The following is a 20903-nucleotide window of genomic DNA, read 5'->3' on the forward strand; positions in this document are numbered from 1 at the left end:
TAATCACCCCGTTTTAGGCGTATGCACTTTGTAAAATATTGAATACATGGAATAATTTACTGAATTTTAAAGATCTTTAACCATCCAATGATTTGTATGCTTCTTTTTCAGCTTGGCTAACTGCTCGTCCTTCTTTTTCAAGTCTTGCTCAAGTCTATAATTATAAACCAATAATGGAATTGAGTTCGGATAAAGTTGTAGCGATATCTTAAAATGTTCCGTTGCTTTGTCTATTATTCCCGCGCTCAGCAAAGCCTCTCCCATATATATACAAACGATAGCTGGAATATTCTTGTAAAGTGAATGGCATTCTGCGGATAAAGATGTTATAATTGGAATGCATAACTCCGCAGGAGATCTTTCCCCTCTTGCGGAGGTGCTTGTTATTATAGTCTGATAGTTGTCAAAGAGGAGTGCAATGTGTCTATTTGGTAAAGTTGTGTCAAATTTGTATTGTTGATACTCTTTTATCGTTGCTTCGTCAAGTTGCGGACTATCTGCTTGCAGACTTTTTTCATACATCTTGTCGAGAAGTGAGAAAACTGCTTTGTCGGCAGGAATAACCTGAGTATTCTTTTTTACTGTCCATAAGGGAAGCAAGAAGAATTCTGAACCACTGCTTAGTATAGAGTTGCCTTCTGTATCAAGCAAAAACGCATTGGGCGCTTTTATCGTGTAAATTCCGACTAGGGTAGTATCCCGTAGTGCAAGGAAGACAAAATCACAATCCATAGGATTGGGCTTGTTGCATATCAAAAGCATATCTTTTCCCTCTGTCCACCCCGTAAAACTAGGCGCTTTGAAATAATAAGGAGTGCTTATTTTCTCGAACTCAATCTTAAGATTGTCACCTTGTTTCAATATCTGAGCATTGGAAGTAAGCGCAGCAATAGTAAATAGCAGGAAAAATAGATGTTTCATTAAATTATATTCATTGCATGAGTCGAATAACGTCAGGCCATTTATATTTACTTTCATTTTTAAACTTACCGGCGATGGGGGATAAGGTAAGCGATTTCTCTTCCTTATCGTACCCAATCCCCATTATGCTTATTTCTAAATTTTTTACCAGAGGTAGATTTTCGTTTGATACATTTTTATATTTTTCTATATCATCCCCATCAAATTGATATCCATAATTTTCCAAAAGCATTACATTAGACCAGTCCGCCCGCCAGGCGGAGAGTAAAATGATGGGAAATAAAAAAAGGAAGCAGGGTGTTATATAAAGTAAAAAATGAAAGCGCTGAACTCTTTTTTGTTTAAGGAAGTACAATAACAAAATAGGGCCAATAATTATTAGCGCGAAAATAAAGTACGTCATACTATCAATTATTGCTTCCACTTGGCTTCTGCTAAACTATTCTTTTTATAAAGATAAAAATTTCTGTGCAGATAGACTGCATAAGTCACGTTGAAATTTGTAAGCCAACAATCAATTACAGATATGTATCGATACACAAAATGAAATAATTAACAGAATAAACATTTTGCCGAGCAGCTGCCGGGTCTTAGCGTCTCAGATACTTAAAATAAACCGGTATGCTATCCTTATACTGTAGATTACTGATGTCCTGTTGCAGCATATTTAGCTTCGTGCTATCCGGTATTTCGCTAAAAAGCGCGCTGGCAAACTCCTCTTTGTCGTGAGTGACCTCGATTTGGGAAGAAGAAGCGATTTTATCCTGGATCGGCTTCTTTAGGACACAACGTGTCTTCCAGACAGGAAGTAATTGAAGTTATGGATCTGGTAGAAAGTATCGGCGCCACTATTATTAAACCACCACAGGAAACATTTTGGGGCGGCTTTGCCGGATACTTTATCGATATTGATGGACATCTTTGGGAAGTAGTATATAATCCAGAATTATTACCTTAGTTGAGTGTGTGACGCAATGAGCTTAATAAAAAGTATAGAAGATAAGTGAACATTAAAATAAAGGTCTATCCAGTATGCGTTGCACAAGATAGGGGTGATGCGTTGCAAACCCCTGCGTGAAGTCGTCAAGACCATATAAATAACGACCCATTACAATTCGACAGCCTTGTTTTGAATACGGTCGAATTTCCTGCATAACGACATTAAATTCAGCATCTTTCAAATCCGTCCATCTGATGCTCTTTGCTCTTCCCCAAGCATCATAGGCCGTCACAGTTTCAGAATTGTAAATTACCCGATGATTATAGTAGTAAAAAGTGATGTAAATAAACCCATACAGCAAGGCCAATAACATAATTGCTGGAAAAATATACAAAGTCCAAGTTTCACCGGGTGCTAATTCCCAACTGTCATAAAAACCAAGTCCTACGAAAAATAAAAATATAAAGCCAATAAGGTAGCCAAGTATGGCGAAAAAAATATGATTTTTAAGAACTCTATCTCCATTTTCCAGGACTAACGTGCTAGACCCTTTTGCTCTCGCGACGTTGATAACCCAGCTCATTGTCGCAAAAGTGATGAGCATTGTGATAAATCCTGAACACATTATAAGTTAAATAAATAAAAAAGCCTGCAGGCCTTACATCGAGTTAACATTAGATGAGCCTTAGAACCTTTGAAAGGTATAGATCCCTAAGAAACAAAAAAGGGATATGTGGTAGCATTTACTAAGCCTTTCAAGTTAGAGAGACGCAAAAACTGAAACAAATTTACTATCTTAGTGTAAATCTAATCTAATAAGCCAATGAAGTATCTGCTCATATTGTCATTCCTATGTACGCAAGTTTGTCTAGCGCAGAAAAAAACAACCTACAACTACATTGTGAAATTTAATAATAGTGCTGGCACGTCGATCGAAGAAAAGACTTATTATATCACGCTACAGGAGATAAAAAGTTTGTCGGGGCAAAATCGACTTATGGAACTCCGAGTAGATGGTTTTGATTTTGAGGACAAAAGTGTTACGGGGCGAACATTTTCCACCGGAGCACCAGACAAGAGCAAAGACTTCCTGAATTCGACATCAGCGCTTAGCGATCTTTATTATTTAAAGAAACCGCTGCAATTTACGGTTAGTAAAGGTTTAGTAAATGTAGATACGTCAGCCTGGAAAGATGAGATCAAACAGCAGCTTCACGATTGGGAGATACGGGAAGATGTATTCGAAAATGCGGTGGTTACGACATTTTCCGGAATGTCAAATTTAGCACAGTCACTATATTTTTACGGTCTCGCGTTGATGGATTCAAAGGCACTAAAAGAAAATGAAATAACCAAAGACGGTGTAACCTATCATATCCTACAACGAGATAAGGTAGGAATACATGTTAACTATTCAAAATTAGACAGCTTATCAACATTGGAAGGAAACACCCGTTTTGACGTGAAAAATTACCTCGTACAGGTCGGAGATAGGAATCTGAAGAATACCTATGTAATGGACGATGGACAGAAGATAACAAGTCGTAGTAAAATATCCATACAACGGGGAGACAAATATCAAAGTAATCCAATCGAGAATGACTATTATGATATGCTCGTAAAAGGCAGCTACTGGAGCACGGCTTTAAGCCTCGGAGACAAAGTTGATAGTCTCAAATTGGAGCAATATATAACGGTATACGAACCCAAATATGCAAATGACCGTAGTTTTATATCAAATAAATTAAGGCATCTGCAAAAGTTAGATGATTATAAACAGTACGACAAAGCATTAAGCAGCGTGCCTCCAGGTATGCTAGCAGGTACTCATCACCTAAGTAATAAGGTAAATACGGACGATCTTTCAGTCGACGAATTCCGTGAAATAATTCCGTTATTAGACGACCGGCAGTTATACGATTACCTACAGTATTCGCTAAGCCAGCATATCTTAGCCAAGGATACCCTTGCATCCCAAAGACTGCAGATCATTGCCAGTCAGTTTAGCGAGAGAGAAAAAACCGCTGCACAGCCGATGTACCTTTGGGCACGTGCGCTGCAAACGGAAGACATAGAGAGCCTAAAGCTTCTCCAGCAAGAAATCTTCAATACGGACGAGGCATATTGGAATCAAGGTAACGCTGGTCGATATGCGCTGCTCCTCCAACAGCTTCTCTTTAAAAAAGGAGAACATGGGTTGCAGACGTTGCAGCATATTATTGATAAAATTGTGCCATTATATGAAGATGAGACAAATGAGCTTAGGTTTATACAGAAAGCACATTTAGCATATGCGTATTATTTGGCCTATGAACGTGCAATAGATCACGAAGAACAAGCGCTTTCCTTTCTGGAAAAAGCGGCCTATTATTCCCCAAAAAATGGAGCAGAAAAAGCATACGGAAGTTTTTATGATAGGGTATTTCTAAAATCAAAAGAAAACTATAGCGACGATTATTTTGCTGCGTTGAGCAAGCGCGGCAAGAAGGATGTTGCTCTTCAAAGCTATGTCCAAGAGTTCTTGAATAATCCAGGCAGTAGTTTTCAGAGTTTATCGGCTTTCTACCGCGAAAATTATGACGAAGCGAACTTCAGTACATTTTTTAAGAATGAAGTTATTTCTCAACTTCCAGATGCACCTTTGTTTTCGTTAAAGGACTTACAGGATAAAGATTTTACCTCCGAGCAGTTTCGCGGTAAATGGACGGTAGTCGATTTTTGGGGAACCTGGTGCGGCCCCTGTGTGGAAGAGATGCCTAAACTAAATAAATATTATCTCGGATTAAAGAAGGATCAAAAGAATAAAATAGATTTCATGACCATCGCTTGCCATGATACCAAAGAGAAGGTTCAACATTTTTTGTCTGACAACAACTATGAAATACCCGTATTGATGTCGGATAACAAAATTCAGGGAGCCTACAAAGTAAGAGGTTATCCAAGTAAATATATCATTACGCCCGAGGGTAAATTAATTTCTACGGAATTTGGTTTCGATTGGCAGACTTTGATTTCGCAGTTAGCAAATCTGTAGAGATATGAATGTTGCCCATTTTCCAGTTGAGAAAATATGTCCACTAAACCCATCAAGTTTTTGAACAGGTGAATTAAACTTTAACCACAAGGATACGCGTTATGTTATAATGCATTTTTAGGGATAGCTATTTTGTTTGTAATCAAAATTGATTGCATTTGTGTTATGGAAAGAAGTTTTGAACGCTTCAAAGGGATCCATCCAGGTCTGATTCTGGAACGGGAGCTTAAAAGGCAGGCGATTAAACCAAGTCCATTTACCTTGTCAATAGAAGATACGCATAGACAGGTTTTTAATGCAATCATCAAAGGCAAACGAGGTATTCCTGTGCCTTTATATTTAAAAGTAGATAAAGCCTTGGGGGTTGAAGAAGGAACATTTGCTTTGTTGCAGACCTATCATGATATTGAAAAAGTAAAAGGTAATACTTTTGAAAACCAAATTCCTAATCTTAGCTCGCTGAGGAAAGCTCTTTTTTGGGATACTGATATCGAAAATATTGATTGGGAAAATCAATATAAAGCGGTTATAAAACGTGTTTTTGAACGAGGAAACCAATCTGAAAAAGATGAAATTACACGATTTTATGGCCCGGAAAAAATAAAGCGGGTTTTAGCTGATTATAAGATAGAGCCAATGATCTTGCATAAACGGTTGAAATAAATTTTATGTTACGATATAATACCGTAAATGACCTATTAAAAAATACGCTCACGACGCTGATGCATGCAGAGGTGTTTAACTCGTTTAGATTAGTCGGCGGTACAGCTTTGAGTTTGCATTTGGGACATCGTGAATCCGTTGATATTGATTTGTTTTCTGATGTGTCGTATGGAAGTATAGACTTTGATGCTATTGAGCAATATTTGCAATCAACGTTTCACTATGTTGACTATTTAGCAATTATAGCTCCAGCTATGGGAAAATCATTCACTCTCGGTAACGATATCGACCACGCTATTAAGCTAGATGTATTTTATACAGACCCCTTTATATAAGAGGTTGTTGTTGAGGAACAAATACGACTAGCGAGTGTCGAAGAAATTATCGCCATGAAAATTGATGTTATTCAGCGAACAGGTCGGAAAAAAGATTTTTGGGATCTTCACGAACTATTAAATCACTATTCTGTCGACCAAATGCTGTTCCTTCATAAACAGCGTTATCCATACCTGCATGACAGAAATTTGATTTTAACAAATCTTACTAATTTCGAAGAAGCTGATAGCGATTTTGATCCGATCTGTTTTAAAGGTAAGTATTGGGGATTTATCAAAGCTGATTTTGAAGATTTAAACATAAGTAAATGATCAAAGAAAGCAAACAGCAGATACCTGTGATGGAATTCTCTTTCAGAAAACAAAAAAGGCCTGCACTCCTGCAGGCCTAGGTTGAAACAAAAATACCCAGTTTAGGGGTATGTCGTTACCACTTTGCTTACCTGCCAGCCATTTTTGGTGTTGTTCAGTGTAATGTGGTCTACACGGGTGAAATTCTCGAACTCCATTGTAGCTTTCGCTACACAAGACTTGCCGCATTCATCCAGTATTTCGTAAGTCGTTTTGCAGTTGTACTGTAGTCCTTTGTTTTGTTTTAAGAATTTCGTGTATGCCTTTTTGCCGTGTTTATTATCGCTTGCTGTGTTGTAGTATTCGAAATCGGTAGCAAATAGTTGCTCGTTAAACTCAACATTTCCCAGTGCTGTGGCGTCTAGATAGGCCGCAATAATGCCCACTGTGTTCATGTTTTTTAATGGGTTTGCTTTCTCAGCAGCAAATGCCATAGAAGAAGCAAACAAGATCAGAGCTGTTGCGATGGTGGTGATGATGGTTGTTTTCATGTCTTTAGTTGTTATGTTTTAAAAGTTGTTATGTCGTATTGTTGAATCAAAAGTAGGGTAGAAGTCCCCAGTAAGGAATGGCAATTAGACCAGCACCTCCAATTATTCGGTAAATCCCGAAAAGGAATCGGTGAAAAATATTCGGAAGCACCTAGTTAAGCCTTTCATGTCTTAAAGACGCAAAAGATCATGCTATGGTTGCATTACTAAACGTTAAGTTATCCTCTAAATTTTTATATATATACAGTACATAGGGATAATTGCTTCAATTATTGCTATTTTGCACGCAAGAGATGATGTATTAACCATCTCTTCATTATCTTAATTGATCAAATGATATTTCACTTTGTTAAACTAGGATTTATTTTAGTTTCTTTCTTATTTATCCGTTGCGACTCACAACATGTATCGGGATCAACTGCTTTTGAAGGTAGAGATTTCGAACAGTCTATGTATAAAAGCCCCGATATTTTTCAGGTCGATAAAATTGTAGATGGCGATACCTTTTGGGTGTTCAATCATGCCGGCCAAAAACTTAAGGTGAGGCTTATTGGTATAGATGCGCCAGAAACTAGAAATGTATTCAAAAAAAAGAAACATGCTTTTGGGTTAGCGTCCAAAAACTATCTGGACAACATACTGAAACAAAATCCATACATCAAGCTAACCTTTGATGTAGATTCACTTGATCAGTACGGTCGTACTTTGGCCTATGCCTATTTAAGTGATGGCTCTATGATCAATGAGCAATTAATACGCAACGGCTATGCTGTATTAATGACCGTATCTCCTAATATCAGGTTCGAAAAAATATTTTACGAGAGCCAAATGGCAGCTAGAAAGAATAAAAGGGGTATCTGGAAATAAATTCATAGAAAATCTAAGAGGGAAACAATAAAGAATTTTATCACTGTTACTTATCACGGCGCTTTGTTGTAGTTGTGGCAAAGGCGATGATAGTAGCATTCCACCGGCATCAAAAGCCTGATATTTTGCCAAAACCATTAAGCTAACGGATGAGGACGGCAGAGTGTCACTTTTACTTATTTAGAGATTGTTTTTGTACTTCCAGTTTAAAAACTCCTTTATCTTTTTTATCAAGCGATATTTTCAGTGCATATAAGCCATCGAGTATTTTAGTTAAATCAATCCGTTTGCCATTACAAGTTGCTTCGTATTCGTGTTCATCATCCAAACACAATAGCATAGATGTCGTAAGATTTCCTTGTTCGGCAAACAGTTTGAATTCTCCATTCAATCCGTCGTTTTCAGGCTTAAATTTTTGTGAAATAGGCCATATATCAAACCCATGCGTAATAGTCCCTGGTTTGTACAGTGCGGTGAACCAGTTTAATACTGGAGAAGACAATGCACCAAACTGGTGCCACCCTCCACCATTGCCCGTTTCTACGCTAAAATTTTCCCAACAGTTGTAACTATTCGCCGTCTCACGTTTCCATACGTCCAATGCCGTTTGCGCAATCTGTACTGCTCGTTCAGGTTCGTTCGCGTCGAGCATAATCTTCCATATAAACCACTGGTGGGGCATCCATACTCGTCCGTTCCAGTACCCATCTTTGTTATAATAAGGTGCTGACTGGTCAATAGCGGTGATCCCGTGATCTGTCCATAATCTTCCTTTTGTAAAAATATTTTCGAGAATCCTTTTTGTTTGTGCAGGCGTGCATATTCCAGCAATAAGTGGACTAACACCATCAATACCCATGTTGAAATTAAGATCTGACGCATGCTTAAGTATACCAGTCGGATTTCCATAATTATCATGTTTTACATATCCAAAATATCCAGAAGCTTCGTCCCACGCCCATCGTTGCAATGCATCTCCATACATAATGATGTCTTTGTCATACTTTTTAATGTCCTGATGGTATCCAAGCTGTGTCGCAGCCATCTTTAACAATTTAGCAAATCTTATCTGATGGGAGGTATTCACAGTAGGAGCTATGGTTTTTGTCAACTTATTTCTATGCATATAAACCTGTGGACTATAATCATCCCATCCACCCGAATTATAAAAAATATCCCATGTCTGTATCAGGTTCGACTTAAGCTTACGAGTAGATGAGCTTTCCGCTCCGTTTAAATAATCATAATATCGTTTTAGGCGAGGATAGAAATATGTTAAGTATTCAGTATTTTGTGTAATGTTCCATAATTCATTAAAGAGATAAGCTTGTATGGGCAATGGCGTACCATGTTCCAAAAAAGCAGACTGTTCAGCGCTATCCATCGTATAGGCATTTAGGCTTTCGACGGCACGTCCCAAGTTTAATGTAGTATAGCCGAGTCCAATAAAACCGGCATCCCAGGTATAGAAAGCGCTCCACCGTTTTCCAGGAGTAGTATGTTTCATAAACTTGTTACCGGCAAATGTCGGGTAGTTTACATTGGTAAGCGTGGTAGCCGCCATAAGCTGCTGACCGAAAATATAGGGTATCCCGGCTTTATTTACCGACCACTCCTTAACGGCCGATTGTTGCTGTCGGTAAGTGTTTTCAGCATCCTGCCAATTGGCTCCAAGTTTTTTTATTTTATCGATCACCTCTTTATCGCTGCTGCCATAGACAACATACGCATATCTAGTTACCTGCTGTCCCGGTGCTACGACAATTGGCGCTGTAAAGATGTTTTCAAAGTACCCGTGGTTATTTCCGCCACCTATTCTCGATTTTTGACCAGCGGGATGCTCCTTTTTTACCAAGTGGTCGAAATAAAGCAAAGCTGTGTCCGGGTTGTCGTCAAATAATGTTCTCCTATCTGCAAGGCTATCGCTCCAAACAAGACCATAATATTCTTCAATATCATCATACTTAAACACAGCGGTATTCGCTATTCCACTGCTTATTTCCTTCGGTATGCGGTTTAACGAATCATCATGAAACTCTATTTCATTAACTTCGCTTTCCTTTAGTAGCATAAATCCGTCTAATGCGACTTTTGCAGCATTCAATGTTTTTAAGGCAAGGTTTATCCCATCGTCAGATATATTTTTTACAGATACCTTTGCCAAAGTATATTCCTTTGCATATTTAAGTTCTATACTTTCCGTTAACTGATTATTAACTTTTACGCTTATTTTAGCGTCCGACTTATCAACAGAACGGTATCGTAGTAAGATAACTCCTTCATCTAGCTTCCTGGTATTCGCAAACTGAAACGACAATCGCTCGCCATGGTTTTTTCCTATCACGATAGCTGTTTTGCTTACCGCATTCTCATCTTTTATCTGCCCCCTGAGCTGCCCATCGTACACCAGGTTATAATTAAAGGCGACAACCGAATCCGTAAAACTGCTGTAATTTGAAGCTTTCTCAAAATGCGTTCCGCTTGGTTTGACTATTGTAACTCTTTTATTGTAAGGATACATAATTGAGCTAAATATATTGAGCGCCATGCTTTTGGTTTCTGTGGTATTATTTACATAAGCTGCTCTGATCAGGCGACTTTTTTCATCTACCTTACTATAGGACACATCGCAATACAGGCGATTTTTCCATTCTAACTGGAATCGGTACGAAAAATAAGACAAATCAGCCGATGCCTGCCATGGATGGTATCCAGACTCCCGTTGTGTACTGGCTAGTGGCGTTATGTTTCTAAAATAAATTGAAGGCTGCACAATAACATCAAACCGTATACCATCGTTCAGTGTTGGAATATGCGATATACCGTTGAACTTATTGGAGTATGGACCCCATGCGGGCAAAGCCATATCATGCGTATTTTTCAAAGAACTCGTAAAGCCTAATTCCCACTTATTGTAAATAGACGGAGACGGCTGTGCGATGAGATTTGTTACTATGGCTATAAGCAGTGTAGCAAGCAGTATATATTTTGGTTTCTTTGTGTGGTTAATAATCATTCCGTTATGTCTTTGTAAGGCCTGTTAAAATCCCAATTTATGGACAGAGCTAATTTCTATAAAAAATAGTTCAAAAAGCCGCCTTTTTGTCTCAATAAATGATCAAATCCGCTCAAATTATTAGCAGCAATAAAACGTTGTATTTTGAACAGTTGATTGATAAACAGCGTCTTACTAATTTCGATGAAGCTGATAGCGATTTTGATCCGATCTGTTTTAAAGGGTAAATATTGGGAAGTTATCAAAGCCGATTTTGAAGATTTAAACATAAGTAAATGATCAAAAAAAGCCTACACTCCTACAGGGTAAGCGGGGCAATTCAAATATTACTTCGATGAGTTATTGGCGCGTATCCGCGATATCCGCTCTTCCAAAAAGTTCTACTGGCGAAAAGTGTGAGATATCTCAATGAGACCACGAGGCTTATGATGCCATTGTATTGCATTACGTGTTAAGTGGGTGCTAATGCGTTGATAGTTAGGTGTATGCAAACAATTCCCAGATTTAGACTGTCTCTGTCAATTGAAATATGTTATCCAAAATACGACACTTAAATATGTCCAAAGTACCGAAAATACGATATGCATAGACGTTTCAAATTTTTTTCCTTTCCATAAGGCAGTTGAGTAACCAAAAAACTGAATGATTAGTCTAACGGTCCAAAATAAACCAAGTCCAAGCGCTATTTTTTTACCTAGGTTGGTCTCAGTTATTTCGGTAAAAGATGTCAAGCAAAGCAACCCCATGAGCAATACCGTCAAAGCGATGAAGAACGTATGTACCGTCATCATTTGCCGATTGATTAAACTAGAAGATTTAAGTTCTTCCGCCCAGTTAAAATACCTTGGAAATACAAGGTGTATCGATGCCAATACAATGAGTAATACACCAACTATTTTAAGATGTATTTCCATCCTCACTTACAACTAAATATGGACATAAACGGTGTAAACTTTTTTTCTTCAAATGATGTAAACCCCGCTTCTTGAAATGCCATTTTCCAAGTCTTTTTTGAGAAAAAATGCGTAAAGCCAATTGTAAATGCTACAAAATTTGGAAAATCTCTCAAATGTTCCACCATAATCACATTTCCATTTGGCTTACATACTCTGCGACATTCTTTTAGAAACTTCACTTTCTCATCGTATCTCCGTATCTCGTGAATCGCTGAGAGTAAAAAGATGTTATCGACAGCATGGTCATGTAATGGAATTGCATTAGAATTGATCTGTAGAGTATTTGGGTAAACCATACTTACTTTTCTTGCTCGAATTATTGCAGGCTCAGTATGCTGTTCGGAATCGTAAAAGTCGTACACCTGCAAAGTAGATTGCGGTAATATCTTTTTTATAATAAAGCTAGTCTCGTCAAAGCCAGCATTAATGTTCAGATTGAATTGATCTTGGGCATCTTTTATCTTCATTTTCGCTAACCATTCGAAATTGTAAAAACCTGAAAAATCATAAACATAGGCAGAAACAATCAATGGCATCGTCAAACCATAAATGAATGCCACGATCACAAACCAGTAGAAACAGTCATACCAATCGAAAATGAATTTACTCCCAACAATTAGTGCCAATGCAATCAACCCAAATACATAAAAGTGCCGGTTAAAACTTAATATATTCAATACACCTTGAAAATTTCGTCTCTTTATTTCCATACTTCTTTTTTACCTTTTTTCCAATGATATGGGATGTTTTTAATGATAAAAGCATTAGCTAATATTGGATGTTCAAGTTTCAAAGTATTTAAAAAATCAAAATTATAGTCGATTACTTTTACTGGATTGGGCAGCCAGTTTTGTCTTACTCCTTCAATTATTAAAACTTCTTTGGTTTCTTTGTTATAAGTAAATGTAAAAGGCAACGGTCCCGCAAATCTTCTGGCCTCTTTCCAGTCTGCAAATGGCGAATGCTCAGGCAAAGAAATTTGCTCTTCCGTATCACCTATCCTGATTTGGAATTTTGATTTAATCGAGAATATTTCTTTTCCCCTCAGTTGGTTGATTTGCTTTACGTCTGTCGTGGTGTAGTTATAATGGGTAAATATATTACCAAAAAATTTCATTTTCGGTTTGTCGGTTTCTGATTTCAGGATATACAAGCCACGTAAACTTTTGCCCGCATTATTCGTATAGCGAACAAAAACACGATAACCAATAAGGAAAAAGTCATTGCCCATAAATTTTGGAAAACCTTTTGGGGTATTTATGAATTCCGACGTGATTGAGTCTTTTATTTCCAATACAGGTTTTATTAATTTGAGCGACTTCGGTTTGCTGTTAACCTAGGCATATCTAGATCAATTAATTATTCCCCCTTTATTGGTCACTAATTTTTCACGAAATTTTTGAATTTCTTCCGGGTGTTTGCTTAACCCATTCTGTTACCTCTCCAACGATTTTCAATGGAGCTTCGGAGCGATATGAACGGCTCGGATTGCCAGGGAATTTCTTATCGGTAAGATTCGGGTCATTTTCATAATCCCCTGTCGGTTCAATAATATAAACCCGTTCGTTACCATCGCCTTTCGCTAATACAGCGGCAAGCCCTTCTCCATTAACGAGAGCTGTGAAATAAATATGATTCATTTTTAGTTCAGACTTATAATTAGAATTGCTGCCAGCAGTCAATAAATCGCCAGCCTGAAAATTCGCTTTCGTAGCTTATTATTTATAATCCTGAATCTTCGTGCCGAATACTAAAAAGACCTTCATAAGAAGAGAGTTCTTCAGTAAATTCTTCATCTTCATAAATCCGTTCTCTTTTTAAATGAACATTGAACCTTGCAGCAATTAGATTTTGTAAATTGTCAAATCCGATAATTTCGAATTTATTAGTTTTACTTTTATCGAGCGTATAGCTGGCAGAGAGGCTGGAACAAATAGGGCATGCGGTTACCGAGACCGCCATATTAAATTCTTCTAATTTGCCGGTCGCAAGTGGTTCTTTTTTAAACATAAATTGCAGGTGTTCACCATTCTCGCCGAAGCCCGTCACATAATAAGAATTATCAGTCTTATTGTAATAAGCCGTTGCTGATTTGGTCTTCCAATCTATACCATTTTTCTTTACGCTAAAGGTAAACTGGGATTCTTGATTTTCATCAACGGGACGTCCTTTTTTACAGCCGGCAGTAAAAATGGCCAATAAGCAAATATAAAATACAATTATAGCTCTCATGTTTATAACAAATAATTAGGCAACACCGCAATATACAAAAAATACTCTACTAAGTAGCGTGAATGCGGTCGAACTTTTTGTTCGAAACCAAACTTAGATAAAATTGGCTTTATGTGCAATTAATCCCTCAGCCAACGAAGATATTAGTAAGTACTATGTATCTGCATATTCACTAAAGATGGAAACTGTCCCAATAACCCGGATAGCATAAGGTTTATAAATGTGGTCAAAGGTAGTAAGTATTTGATCAATTTTTTACTAAAAATATTAGCTTATATAGTTTCTGGTTACTATATTTGGTAATAACGACTTGATATATACACCATTGATTATGACTCTGCTTGTTTTTAAAAATCCCGCTCCTGATAGGGCAATCCTTTTTGATTTTCGCAGTAAGTTTTCAAGCTATAAAGAAACATTGCCCAATTGTAGCTACACCAACGATAAAAATCAGTTCGCTCTCTCCAATCAAAATGTTTAAGAACTACCGTTGTGATGTTATCATTTTCTGTTAGTTCAAAAGATACTTTGGTTCCTACCCATTCTTCATCAGAAGCTTCACATTCCCAAACAATCTTATTATTTTCTTCCAGTTCGACTATTTTAAATTTAGTAATATACCCTTCATCAAAATCAAACTCATTTACAAAACCAACTTCTGGTTTTACATTTAATTTTTTTGTCCACACTTGTCCTAGACCTTCTTCTGAAGTGAGCGCTTTATATACCGTTGCAGTAGGTGCTTTAAGATAGTTGATTTGTTCAATACTTTCCATTATTAGTTGTTTAGTTTTTTGATTAAATGTTCGTACAAGTGACCTATGCCAGGATGCTATCCGAAATGATTACAATTCTACCGTCCTGTTTCGAATATAGACGGATCTCCTGCATAAAGACATTGATGAGAACTCTATCTCCGTTTTCTAGGACTAGCGTACTAGATCCTTTTGCTCTCGCGACGTTGATAAGCCAGCCCATTGTCGCAAAAGTGATGAACATCGTAATAAAACCCGCACTCATAATATAATATAATATAATATGATAAGTTAAGAAGACAAACTTAATGAAAAATTCGCTACATGCACTAAATGGATGGTCTTGTTTTAATCCAAAGCAAATAGAAAATCCCGTAGCGGGGAGCAACGGGATTTTACCAAACCAATTATTAACCTAAATTATGAAATTTCTTATATAACGTCGAAATTTAAGCCAATATTATCTTCAGCAAAAAAAATATTTTTTTGTATCAATTGGCTGGATGAAAGTCACTTCGGTAACGAGAACGTTCTTATTATCTTACCTTCCACAGCAAGGCAATACGAGTATGCGGAGATCTAGTAATCCGCTGTAATAGCAGTTGGAAGCGGTATTAGCAGTTGTTGTTCGGGAATTTCCGACCAACCAGTATTTATCATGTTTGTATGAAAATCGGAATTTCCGATTTTTCTTAACTACTAGTGTGCATTTTTTGCACTTTGCTTTTTTACAGTCGAACGCGGTTGGTTACAATTTTAGAAACATTTCCGATAGCAACCTCGTGGCGATAAGCGATTCCACCCGCGGTAGTCACTTGTCAATTCCGAGATCTCTGGCGGCGCAACCATGTAGGCATTACACAAATATTTCTCGGACGTTATTTGATAAGGAAACCGTATAACGTCGTTTTCTTATCTAAGTTTGCTAATTAACCTCTTTGAAAAATTGAGTATATTAACGATTGACTTTTGTTGTCAAACAACTGCGACGAGGCAGTAGCTCACCTATTATTGCCGCTATGTTAATTATTCTTTAACAAAATATTATTTTTTCTTTTTTTTTATATAAAAACATTTTTTTATGTTAAATTTGGTTTATAAAATAACCAGTTTAAGCTTTATAATCTTTTAAAATAGACAAAACGCTTTTTTTTTGTGGACTGATTTCGATCAGAATTCAGTCAGGGAAGTCCACATACGAGGTAACAGTCGGTTAGACTAATACTCTTTTGCGTATAAATGGGAATATATAATTATTGATCAAAATGAATGAAATACAATTGGAATTATGAAGAAAATGTTATTTAACAGCTGTTGTTTTCTGTTTCTCTTTTTTACAGTATCAGCGACTTTATCCTTTAACGCACGGGCGCAAACGGGCACCCTGACTGCAGCCCAGAGATCTGTGGAGATAAGTGGATCCGTCAGTGATACCACGGGAATATTATTGCCGGGGGTGTCGGTAAGCGTAAAAAATCGGAAAGGTAATGAAACCAGTACCGACAAGAATGGGAGGTACATTTTGGATGTACCGGTGGGTGCCACCGTGGTGTTTTCTATGGTAGGCTACACGAGTACTGAACTTGTTGTACACACATCAAGAATACTGAATGTACAGATGGATGAGGCTTCTTCGACTATAGAAGATGTCGTAGTTGTAGCCTTTGGTAAACAAAAGAAACAGGAAGTTGTGGGAGCTATGACGACAGTGAACCCGAGTGACCTCAAAGTGCCATCCAGTAACCTAACCACCGCCCTTGCAGGTCGAGTGGCAGGAATGATTGCATACCAACGGAGTGGTGAACCAGGCCAAGATAATGCCGAGTTCTTTATACGGGGGGTTACGACCTTTGGGTATAAAGTGGATCCGCTCATCTTAATCGATGGTGTCGAATTGACGTCAACTGATTTGGCACGATTGCAACCAGACGATATTGCAAGCTTTTCTATAATGAAGGATGCAACAGCAACAGCCTTGTATGGAGCCAGGGGAGCTAACGGTGTTATTTTAGTGACCACAAAACAGGGTAAGGAAGGTCCCGCAAAAATTAATTTTCGTTTGGAATCTTCTGTTTCCTCGCCTACAAGCAATGTAGAACTTGCCGATCCGATATCCTATATGCGCTTGCACAACGAAGCAGTCTTAACGCGAGATCCTTCGGGTATTACGAAAGTACCTTATACGGATGAAAAAATTGATAATACCATCCTGGGGCTTAATCCATATGTATATCCGGCCAACGACTGGCGGAAAGAACTATTTAAGGACTATACCTTTAACCAAAGAGGTAACTTAAGTGTAAGCGGTGGCGGTCAGGTTGCACGATATTATATCGCAGGTACATTTAACCAGGATAATGGGGTGTTGAAGGTTGATAATAGAAATAATTTCAATAGCAACATCAACCTGAAAACCTATCTACTTCGATCGAATGTGGAGGTAAACGTCTCTAAGACAACAGAGTTAGGTGTCCGATTGTATGGGTCATTTGACGATTATACGGGTCCTTTGGATGGTGGGGCAGCCATGTACGAAAAGGTCATGAATTCCAATCCGGTTATGTTTCCTTCTTACTACCCCGTTATGCCAGGCTATGAGCACTTAACGCATATTATGTTCGGTAATGCATTGAAAGAAGGCGGAGCTACAGCAGGCTATATCAATCCATACGCTGATATGGTAAAGGGTTACAGGGAGTATTCTTCTTCTCTAATGATGGCCCAGCTAGAGCTGAAGCAGAGTCTTGATTTTATTACACCTGGTCTAAATTTTCGGATGATGGGAAATACCAACAGAAGAGCACATTTTCAGGTGTCGCGCGCTTATAAACCGTTTTATTATATGTCAAGTGGTTTTAATCGAATGACAGGCGATTATAGGTTGGATGTCATTAACGAAAACGATGGACAGGAATGGCTGGATTTTAACTTGGGCACGCGACAATTGTTTTCGCAGTTCTATATGGAATCTGCGATGAACTACAATCGGACCTTTAAAGAGGTACATGGCGTTAGTGCCATGGCCGTATTTATTATGCGGCACAATATAAGTGCAAATGCCAACGATTTATTACAGAGCCTACCTTTTCGTAATCTGGGTCTTTCAGGACGAATGACCTATTCATTCGACAGCCGATACTTTGGGGAGTTTAATTTTGGCTATAATGGTTCGGAGCGTTTTCACGAAAAGAACCGATTTGGTTTTTTCCCAGCATTCGGAGTGGCGTGGCAAATATCTAACGAAAAGTTTTGGGATCCGGTAAAGCGTGCGGTTCCTGAACTGAAATTAAGGGCTACCTATGGCTTGGTAGGAAATGACGAAATTGGCAGCCCTACAGATAGATTCTTCTACATGTCCAATGTTATTATGAACGATGCCGATCGTGGTGCAACATTTGGGCTCGATAACACGTATGACAGGCCAGGAGTATCTATACTTCGATACGATAATGCCGATATCGCTTGGGAAACATCGGAGAAGATTAACTTAGGAGTGGAAATGTCGTTGTTCCGTAAGGTACAGATACAGGCTGATTTCTTCAAAGAACACCGCCATAATATTCTCATGACCCGTGCTTCCGTTCCCGAGTATATGGGATTATCCGCTCCCGTGCGTGCTAATGTCGGAGAAGCTTCCGGCAGAGGTATGGATATGTCGGTAGATATTCAGCATAATTTTTCTTCAGATCTGTGGCTATCGGCTAGGGGTAATTTTACTTATGCGGCAAGCAAATTTGAAGTCTACGAAGAGCCGGAGTACCTCAATGAATATTGGAAGTCTCGAGTGGGCTACTCATTGAGCCAGCGTTGGGGATACATTGCGGAGCGCTTGTTTGTAGACGATCAAGAAGCCGCTAACTCGCCAAGGCAAAACTTTGGCACTGATGTAATGGGCGGTGATATAAAATACAGGGACGTTAATAATGACGGACAGATTACTCCATTAGATCAAGTGCCTATCGGAAACCCTACGACACCTGAAATAGTATACGGCTTCGGCTTATCTATGGGATACAAAAAAATTGATGTCTCTGCATTCTTTCAGGGGTTAGCACAAGAGTCTTTTTGGATCGATCCAATAGAAACGTCTCCCTTTACAAACGACAGGCAGCTCCTTAAAGCTTATGCAGATAGTTACTGGTCCGAGTCAGACAATGACGTGCAGGCACTTTGGCCAAGACTGAGTGAGGCGCCGAACACCAACACCAATCAAGCAAGCACCTGGTTTATGCGCGACGGAACATTCCTTCGACTGAAGTCTGCCGAATTGGGTTACTCGTTTAGTGTCGAGCAGCTTAAGCGCCTTAAGATGCAAAAGCTACGCGTTTATGTCAACGGCACCAACCTTTTATCATGGAGCAGATTTAAGTTATGGGATGTAGAGATGGCAGGCAGGGGATTGGGCTATCCAGTTCAAAGAGTATTTAACCTTGGCGTGAATGTAAATTTTTAAACAATGAGAAATAAAATTATTTTAGCTTTTTTGTCGTCAGCTTTGCTGTTACTGCAAAGCTGTAGCTATCTAGACATTATGCCCGATAACGTGGCGACAATCGATTACGCTTTTCGGACAAGGAACACGGCCGAATCCTATCTTTTTACATGCTATTCCTGGTTGCCTAACCACGCTGCTACCAGTCAGGTTCCTGACTTTATCAGCGGGGATGAGATATGGACGTACCCGAATGTAAGTGGACGTGCTAACTGGCAGATTGCTAGAGGAAACCAAAATGTAGTGACTCCTTATCTTAATTTTTGGTCAGGGAAGACAGAAGCCGCCGACCTTTACCGCGGGATCAGAGAGTGTAATATATTCCTTGAAAATATTAGTAAGGTAAGTGATATGACTAATATGGAAAGAGAGCGTTGGTCAGCAGAGGTCAAGTTTTTAAAAGCTTATTTTCACTTCTACTTGATGCGCATGTACGGTCCTATCCCGTTGATGAAAGAAAATATTCCCGTGTCGGCTTCTGTAGATGAAGTGAAGAATGTCGTCCGCCAACCGGTGGATGCTTGCGTCGCATATATTGTTTCGCTATTGGATGAAGCCGCTGACGTATTACCCGATGAGGTTCTTTTTCCGGCGACTGAAAAGGGTCGTATCAATAAGGTAATCGCTAAGGCATTTAAAGCAAAGGTGTTAGTGACGGCCGCATCACCTATGTTTAATGGCAATACAGACTATACCAACTTCGTGCGAAAAGACGGTGTCCAGCTTTTCAACGCCACCTATGTGCCACAAAAATGGGTAGACGCAGCTGAAGCCTGTAAGGAAGCGCTAGAGCTTGCAGAACAAATGGGCTATAAACTTTATAAATATGTCCCTGCGGTAGGGTCGTTTACCTTGTCTGATACGACACAAACTGAACTGAGCTACCGTATTGGATTTACGGAAAGAAATAATACAGAAACGATTTGGGCAGACCACAATAGTATGGTGAATACCTTACAGCGTTACGGTCAGCCACGTATGCACATGGGTACGGGCTATTATAGTGGGGTGCACGCGCCGCCGATCAAGATCGCAGAACAGTATTATACCAAAAATGGTGTTCCTATACAAGAGGACATCACATATCCCTACGAAGATCGATTTACATTACGGGAGGTTACGCAACAAGAAAAACTGTACCTCAAACCTGGCGAACGATTACCTGTATTACATTTTGACCGGGAACCGCGCTTTTACGCGAGCCTGGCATTTGATGGTGGACGTTGGTTTGGTACTGGTTGGCTTAATGATGTGGACAACAAATATGTAGAGGCGCGTGCCGGTGGCGTAGCCGCGGGACATCCAACCAGTTTTTCTGTAACTGGATATTGGGCTAAAAAAATGGTGAATTACCTCAATACTGCGAGCGATAACAATTACGTGGTACAGCAGTTTCCTTACCCCGTTATTCGGATTCCCGATCTGTATTTATTGTATGCAGAAGCACTAAATGAATCGCATGGACCATCTGAGGAAGCCATGAAATATGTTGATTTGGTGCGGGAAAGATCTGGCCTGAAAGGGCTCGCATTGAGCTGGTCTACTTACTCATCCATGCCAGATAAGTTTAGGAGTAAAGAGGGCCTGCGCGAAATTATACATCAGGAGCGGCTAATCGAACTTGCTTTCGAAGGCCATCGCTTCTGGGACTTACGCCGTTGGAAAAAAGCAATCCAAGTCCTTAACCGTCCTATTCAAGGCTGGAATATAGATCAGGAAAGTCCGGAAGATTATTATAGACCCGTGAACTTGTTTAACCAGGAGTTTAATGTACGGGACTACTTATGGCCAATTGAAGAAGCTGAAATTTTACGAAATCAAAACTTGGTGCAAGCACCGGGATGGTAAAT

General features: G+C 38.9%; 17 protein-coding genes and 2 pseudogenes. 7 read left to right on the forward strand and 12 right to left on the reverse strand.

Features of this window, described 5'->3' with window-relative positions:
• Nucleotides 1-66: 66 nt before the first annotated feature.
• Nucleotides 67-921, reverse strand: coding sequence for a hypothetical protein (locus FAZ15_RS01030; protein ID WP_136899267.1), 855 nt, complete (start codon nucleotides 919-921; stop codon nucleotides 67-69).
• 10 nt (nucleotides 922-931) lie between these two features.
• The gene (locus tag FAZ15_RS01035; RefSeq protein ID WP_136899269.1) at nucleotides 932-1345 is read right to left on the reverse strand and encodes a hypothetical protein; all 414 of its coding nucleotides are present in this window, start codon (nucleotides 1343-1345) and stop codon (nucleotides 932-934) included.
• 357 nt (nucleotides 1346-1702) lie between these two features.
• Here FAZ15_RS01035 and FAZ15_RS22395 point away from each other — a divergent pair.
• A pseudogene (locus FAZ15_RS22395) lies at nucleotides 1703-1879 on the forward strand (VOC family protein); the annotation flags it as partial.
• Nucleotides 1880-1931: 52 nt separating this feature from the next.
• On the opposite strand, the gene FAZ15_RS01040 reads toward FAZ15_RS22395, so the two are convergent.
• The gene (locus FAZ15_RS01040) at nucleotides 1932-2444 is read right to left on the reverse strand and encodes a hypothetical protein (RefSeq protein WP_136899271.1); all 513 of its coding nucleotides are present in this window, start codon (nucleotides 2442-2444) and stop codon (nucleotides 1932-1934) included.
• Nucleotides 2445-2684: 240 nt separating this feature from the next.
• Between FAZ15_RS01040 and FAZ15_RS01045 the strand changes: the two genes are divergently transcribed.
• From FAZ15_RS01045 to FAZ15_RS01055, 3 genes and pseudogenes are all read left to right on the forward strand, one after another.
• Nucleotides 2685-4895, forward strand: coding sequence for a TlpA family protein disulfide reductase (locus FAZ15_RS01045; RefSeq protein ID WP_136899273.1), 2211 nt, complete (start codon nucleotides 2685-2687; stop codon nucleotides 4893-4895).
• A gap of 165 nt (nucleotides 4896-5060) precedes the next feature.
• Nucleotides 5061-5558: a helix-turn-helix transcriptional regulator gene (locus FAZ15_RS01050; protein WP_136899275.1), complete on the forward strand. Its 498-nt coding sequence runs from the start codon at nucleotides 5061-5063 to the stop codon at nucleotides 5556-5558.
• 59 nt (nucleotides 5559-5617) lie between these two features.
• Nucleotides 5618-6205: pseudogene (locus FAZ15_RS01055) on the forward strand (nucleotidyl transferase AbiEii/AbiGii toxin family protein).
• A gap of 101 nt (nucleotides 6206-6306) precedes the next feature.
• On the opposite strand, the gene FAZ15_RS01060 reads toward FAZ15_RS01055, so the two are convergent.
• Nucleotides 6307-6735, reverse strand: coding sequence for a nuclear transport factor 2 family protein (locus FAZ15_RS01060; RefSeq protein WP_136899277.1), 429 nt, complete (start codon nucleotides 6733-6735; stop codon nucleotides 6307-6309).
• A 333-nt stretch (nucleotides 6736-7068) separates the two neighbouring features.
• On the opposite strand from FAZ15_RS01060, the gene FAZ15_RS01065 reads away from it, so the two are divergent.
• On the forward strand, nucleotides 7069-7602 hold the full coding sequence (locus FAZ15_RS01065; RefSeq protein ID WP_202912284.1) for a thermonuclease family protein: 534 nt from the start codon (nucleotides 7069-7071) through the stop codon (nucleotides 7600-7602).
• 172 nt (nucleotides 7603-7774) lie between these two features.
• Here the strand turns inward: FAZ15_RS01065 and FAZ15_RS01070 are convergent, their stop codons facing one another.
• From FAZ15_RS01070 to FAZ15_RS01110, 8 genes are all read right to left on the reverse strand, one after another.
• Complete coding sequence (locus tag FAZ15_RS01070) at nucleotides 7775-10618, reverse strand: MGH1-like glycoside hydrolase domain-containing protein (RefSeq protein ID WP_136899279.1); 2844 nt, start codon at nucleotides 10616-10618, stop codon at nucleotides 7775-7777.
• Between the two features lie 518 nt (nucleotides 10619-11136).
• On the reverse strand, nucleotides 11137-11532 hold the full coding sequence (locus tag FAZ15_RS01080) for a hypothetical protein (protein ID WP_136899281.1): 396 nt from the start codon (nucleotides 11530-11532) through the stop codon (nucleotides 11137-11139).
• Between the two features lie 2 nt (nucleotides 11533-11534).
• Nucleotides 11535-12284 (reverse strand): class I SAM-dependent methyltransferase, encoded by a 750-nt coding sequence (locus FAZ15_RS01085; RefSeq protein WP_136899283.1) that lies wholly within the window; start codon nucleotides 12282-12284, stop codon nucleotides 11535-11537.
• Nucleotides 12275-12691, reverse strand: coding sequence for a hypothetical protein (locus tag FAZ15_RS01090; RefSeq protein WP_202912285.1), 417 nt, complete (start codon nucleotides 12689-12691; stop codon nucleotides 12275-12277). Before FAZ15_RS01090 ends, FAZ15_RS01085 begins: the two co-directional genes overlap by 10 nt.
• Nucleotides 12692-12962: 271 nt before the next feature.
• Complete coding sequence (locus FAZ15_RS01095) at nucleotides 12963-13256, reverse strand: NAD(+)--rifampin ADP-ribosyltransferase (protein WP_238387106.1); 294 nt, start codon at nucleotides 13254-13256, stop codon at nucleotides 12963-12965.
• 40 nt (nucleotides 13257-13296) lie between these two features.
• Nucleotides 13297-13806 (reverse strand): hypothetical protein, encoded by a 510-nt coding sequence (locus FAZ15_RS01100; RefSeq protein ID WP_136899285.1) that lies wholly within the window; start codon nucleotides 13804-13806, stop codon nucleotides 13297-13299.
• A gap of 347 nt (nucleotides 13807-14153) precedes the next feature.
• Complete coding sequence (locus FAZ15_RS01105; protein ID WP_136899287.1) at nucleotides 14154-14582, reverse strand: SRPBCC family protein; 429 nt, start codon at nucleotides 14580-14582, stop codon at nucleotides 14154-14156.
• Between the two features lie 43 nt (nucleotides 14583-14625).
• A complete protein-coding gene (locus FAZ15_RS01110; protein ID WP_136899289.1) occupies nucleotides 14626-14826 on the reverse strand; it encodes a hypothetical protein in 201 nt (66 codons plus the stop codon).
• Between the two features lie 1023 nt (nucleotides 14827-15849).
• Here FAZ15_RS01110 and FAZ15_RS01115 point away from each other — a divergent pair.
• The gene (locus FAZ15_RS01115; RefSeq protein WP_136899291.1) at nucleotides 15850-19014 is read left to right on the forward strand and encodes a SusC/RagA family TonB-linked outer membrane protein; all 3165 of its coding nucleotides are present in this window, start codon (nucleotides 15850-15852) and stop codon (nucleotides 19012-19014) included.
• Nucleotides 19015-19017: 3 nt separating this feature from the next.
• Nucleotides 19018-20901 carry a RagB/SusD family nutrient uptake outer membrane protein gene (locus FAZ15_RS01120; protein ID WP_136899293.1) on the forward strand — a complete coding sequence of 628 codons (1884 nt, stop codon included), beginning with the start codon at nucleotides 19018-19020 and terminating at the stop codon, nucleotides 20899-20901.
• Nucleotides 20902-20903: the final 2 nt, after the last annotated feature.

The sequence above is a fragment of the Sphingobacterium olei genome (genome assembly GCF_005048855.1).
GTDB classification, from domain to species: Bacteria; Bacteroidota; Bacteroidia; order Sphingobacteriales; family Sphingobacteriaceae; genus Sphingobacterium; species Sphingobacterium olei.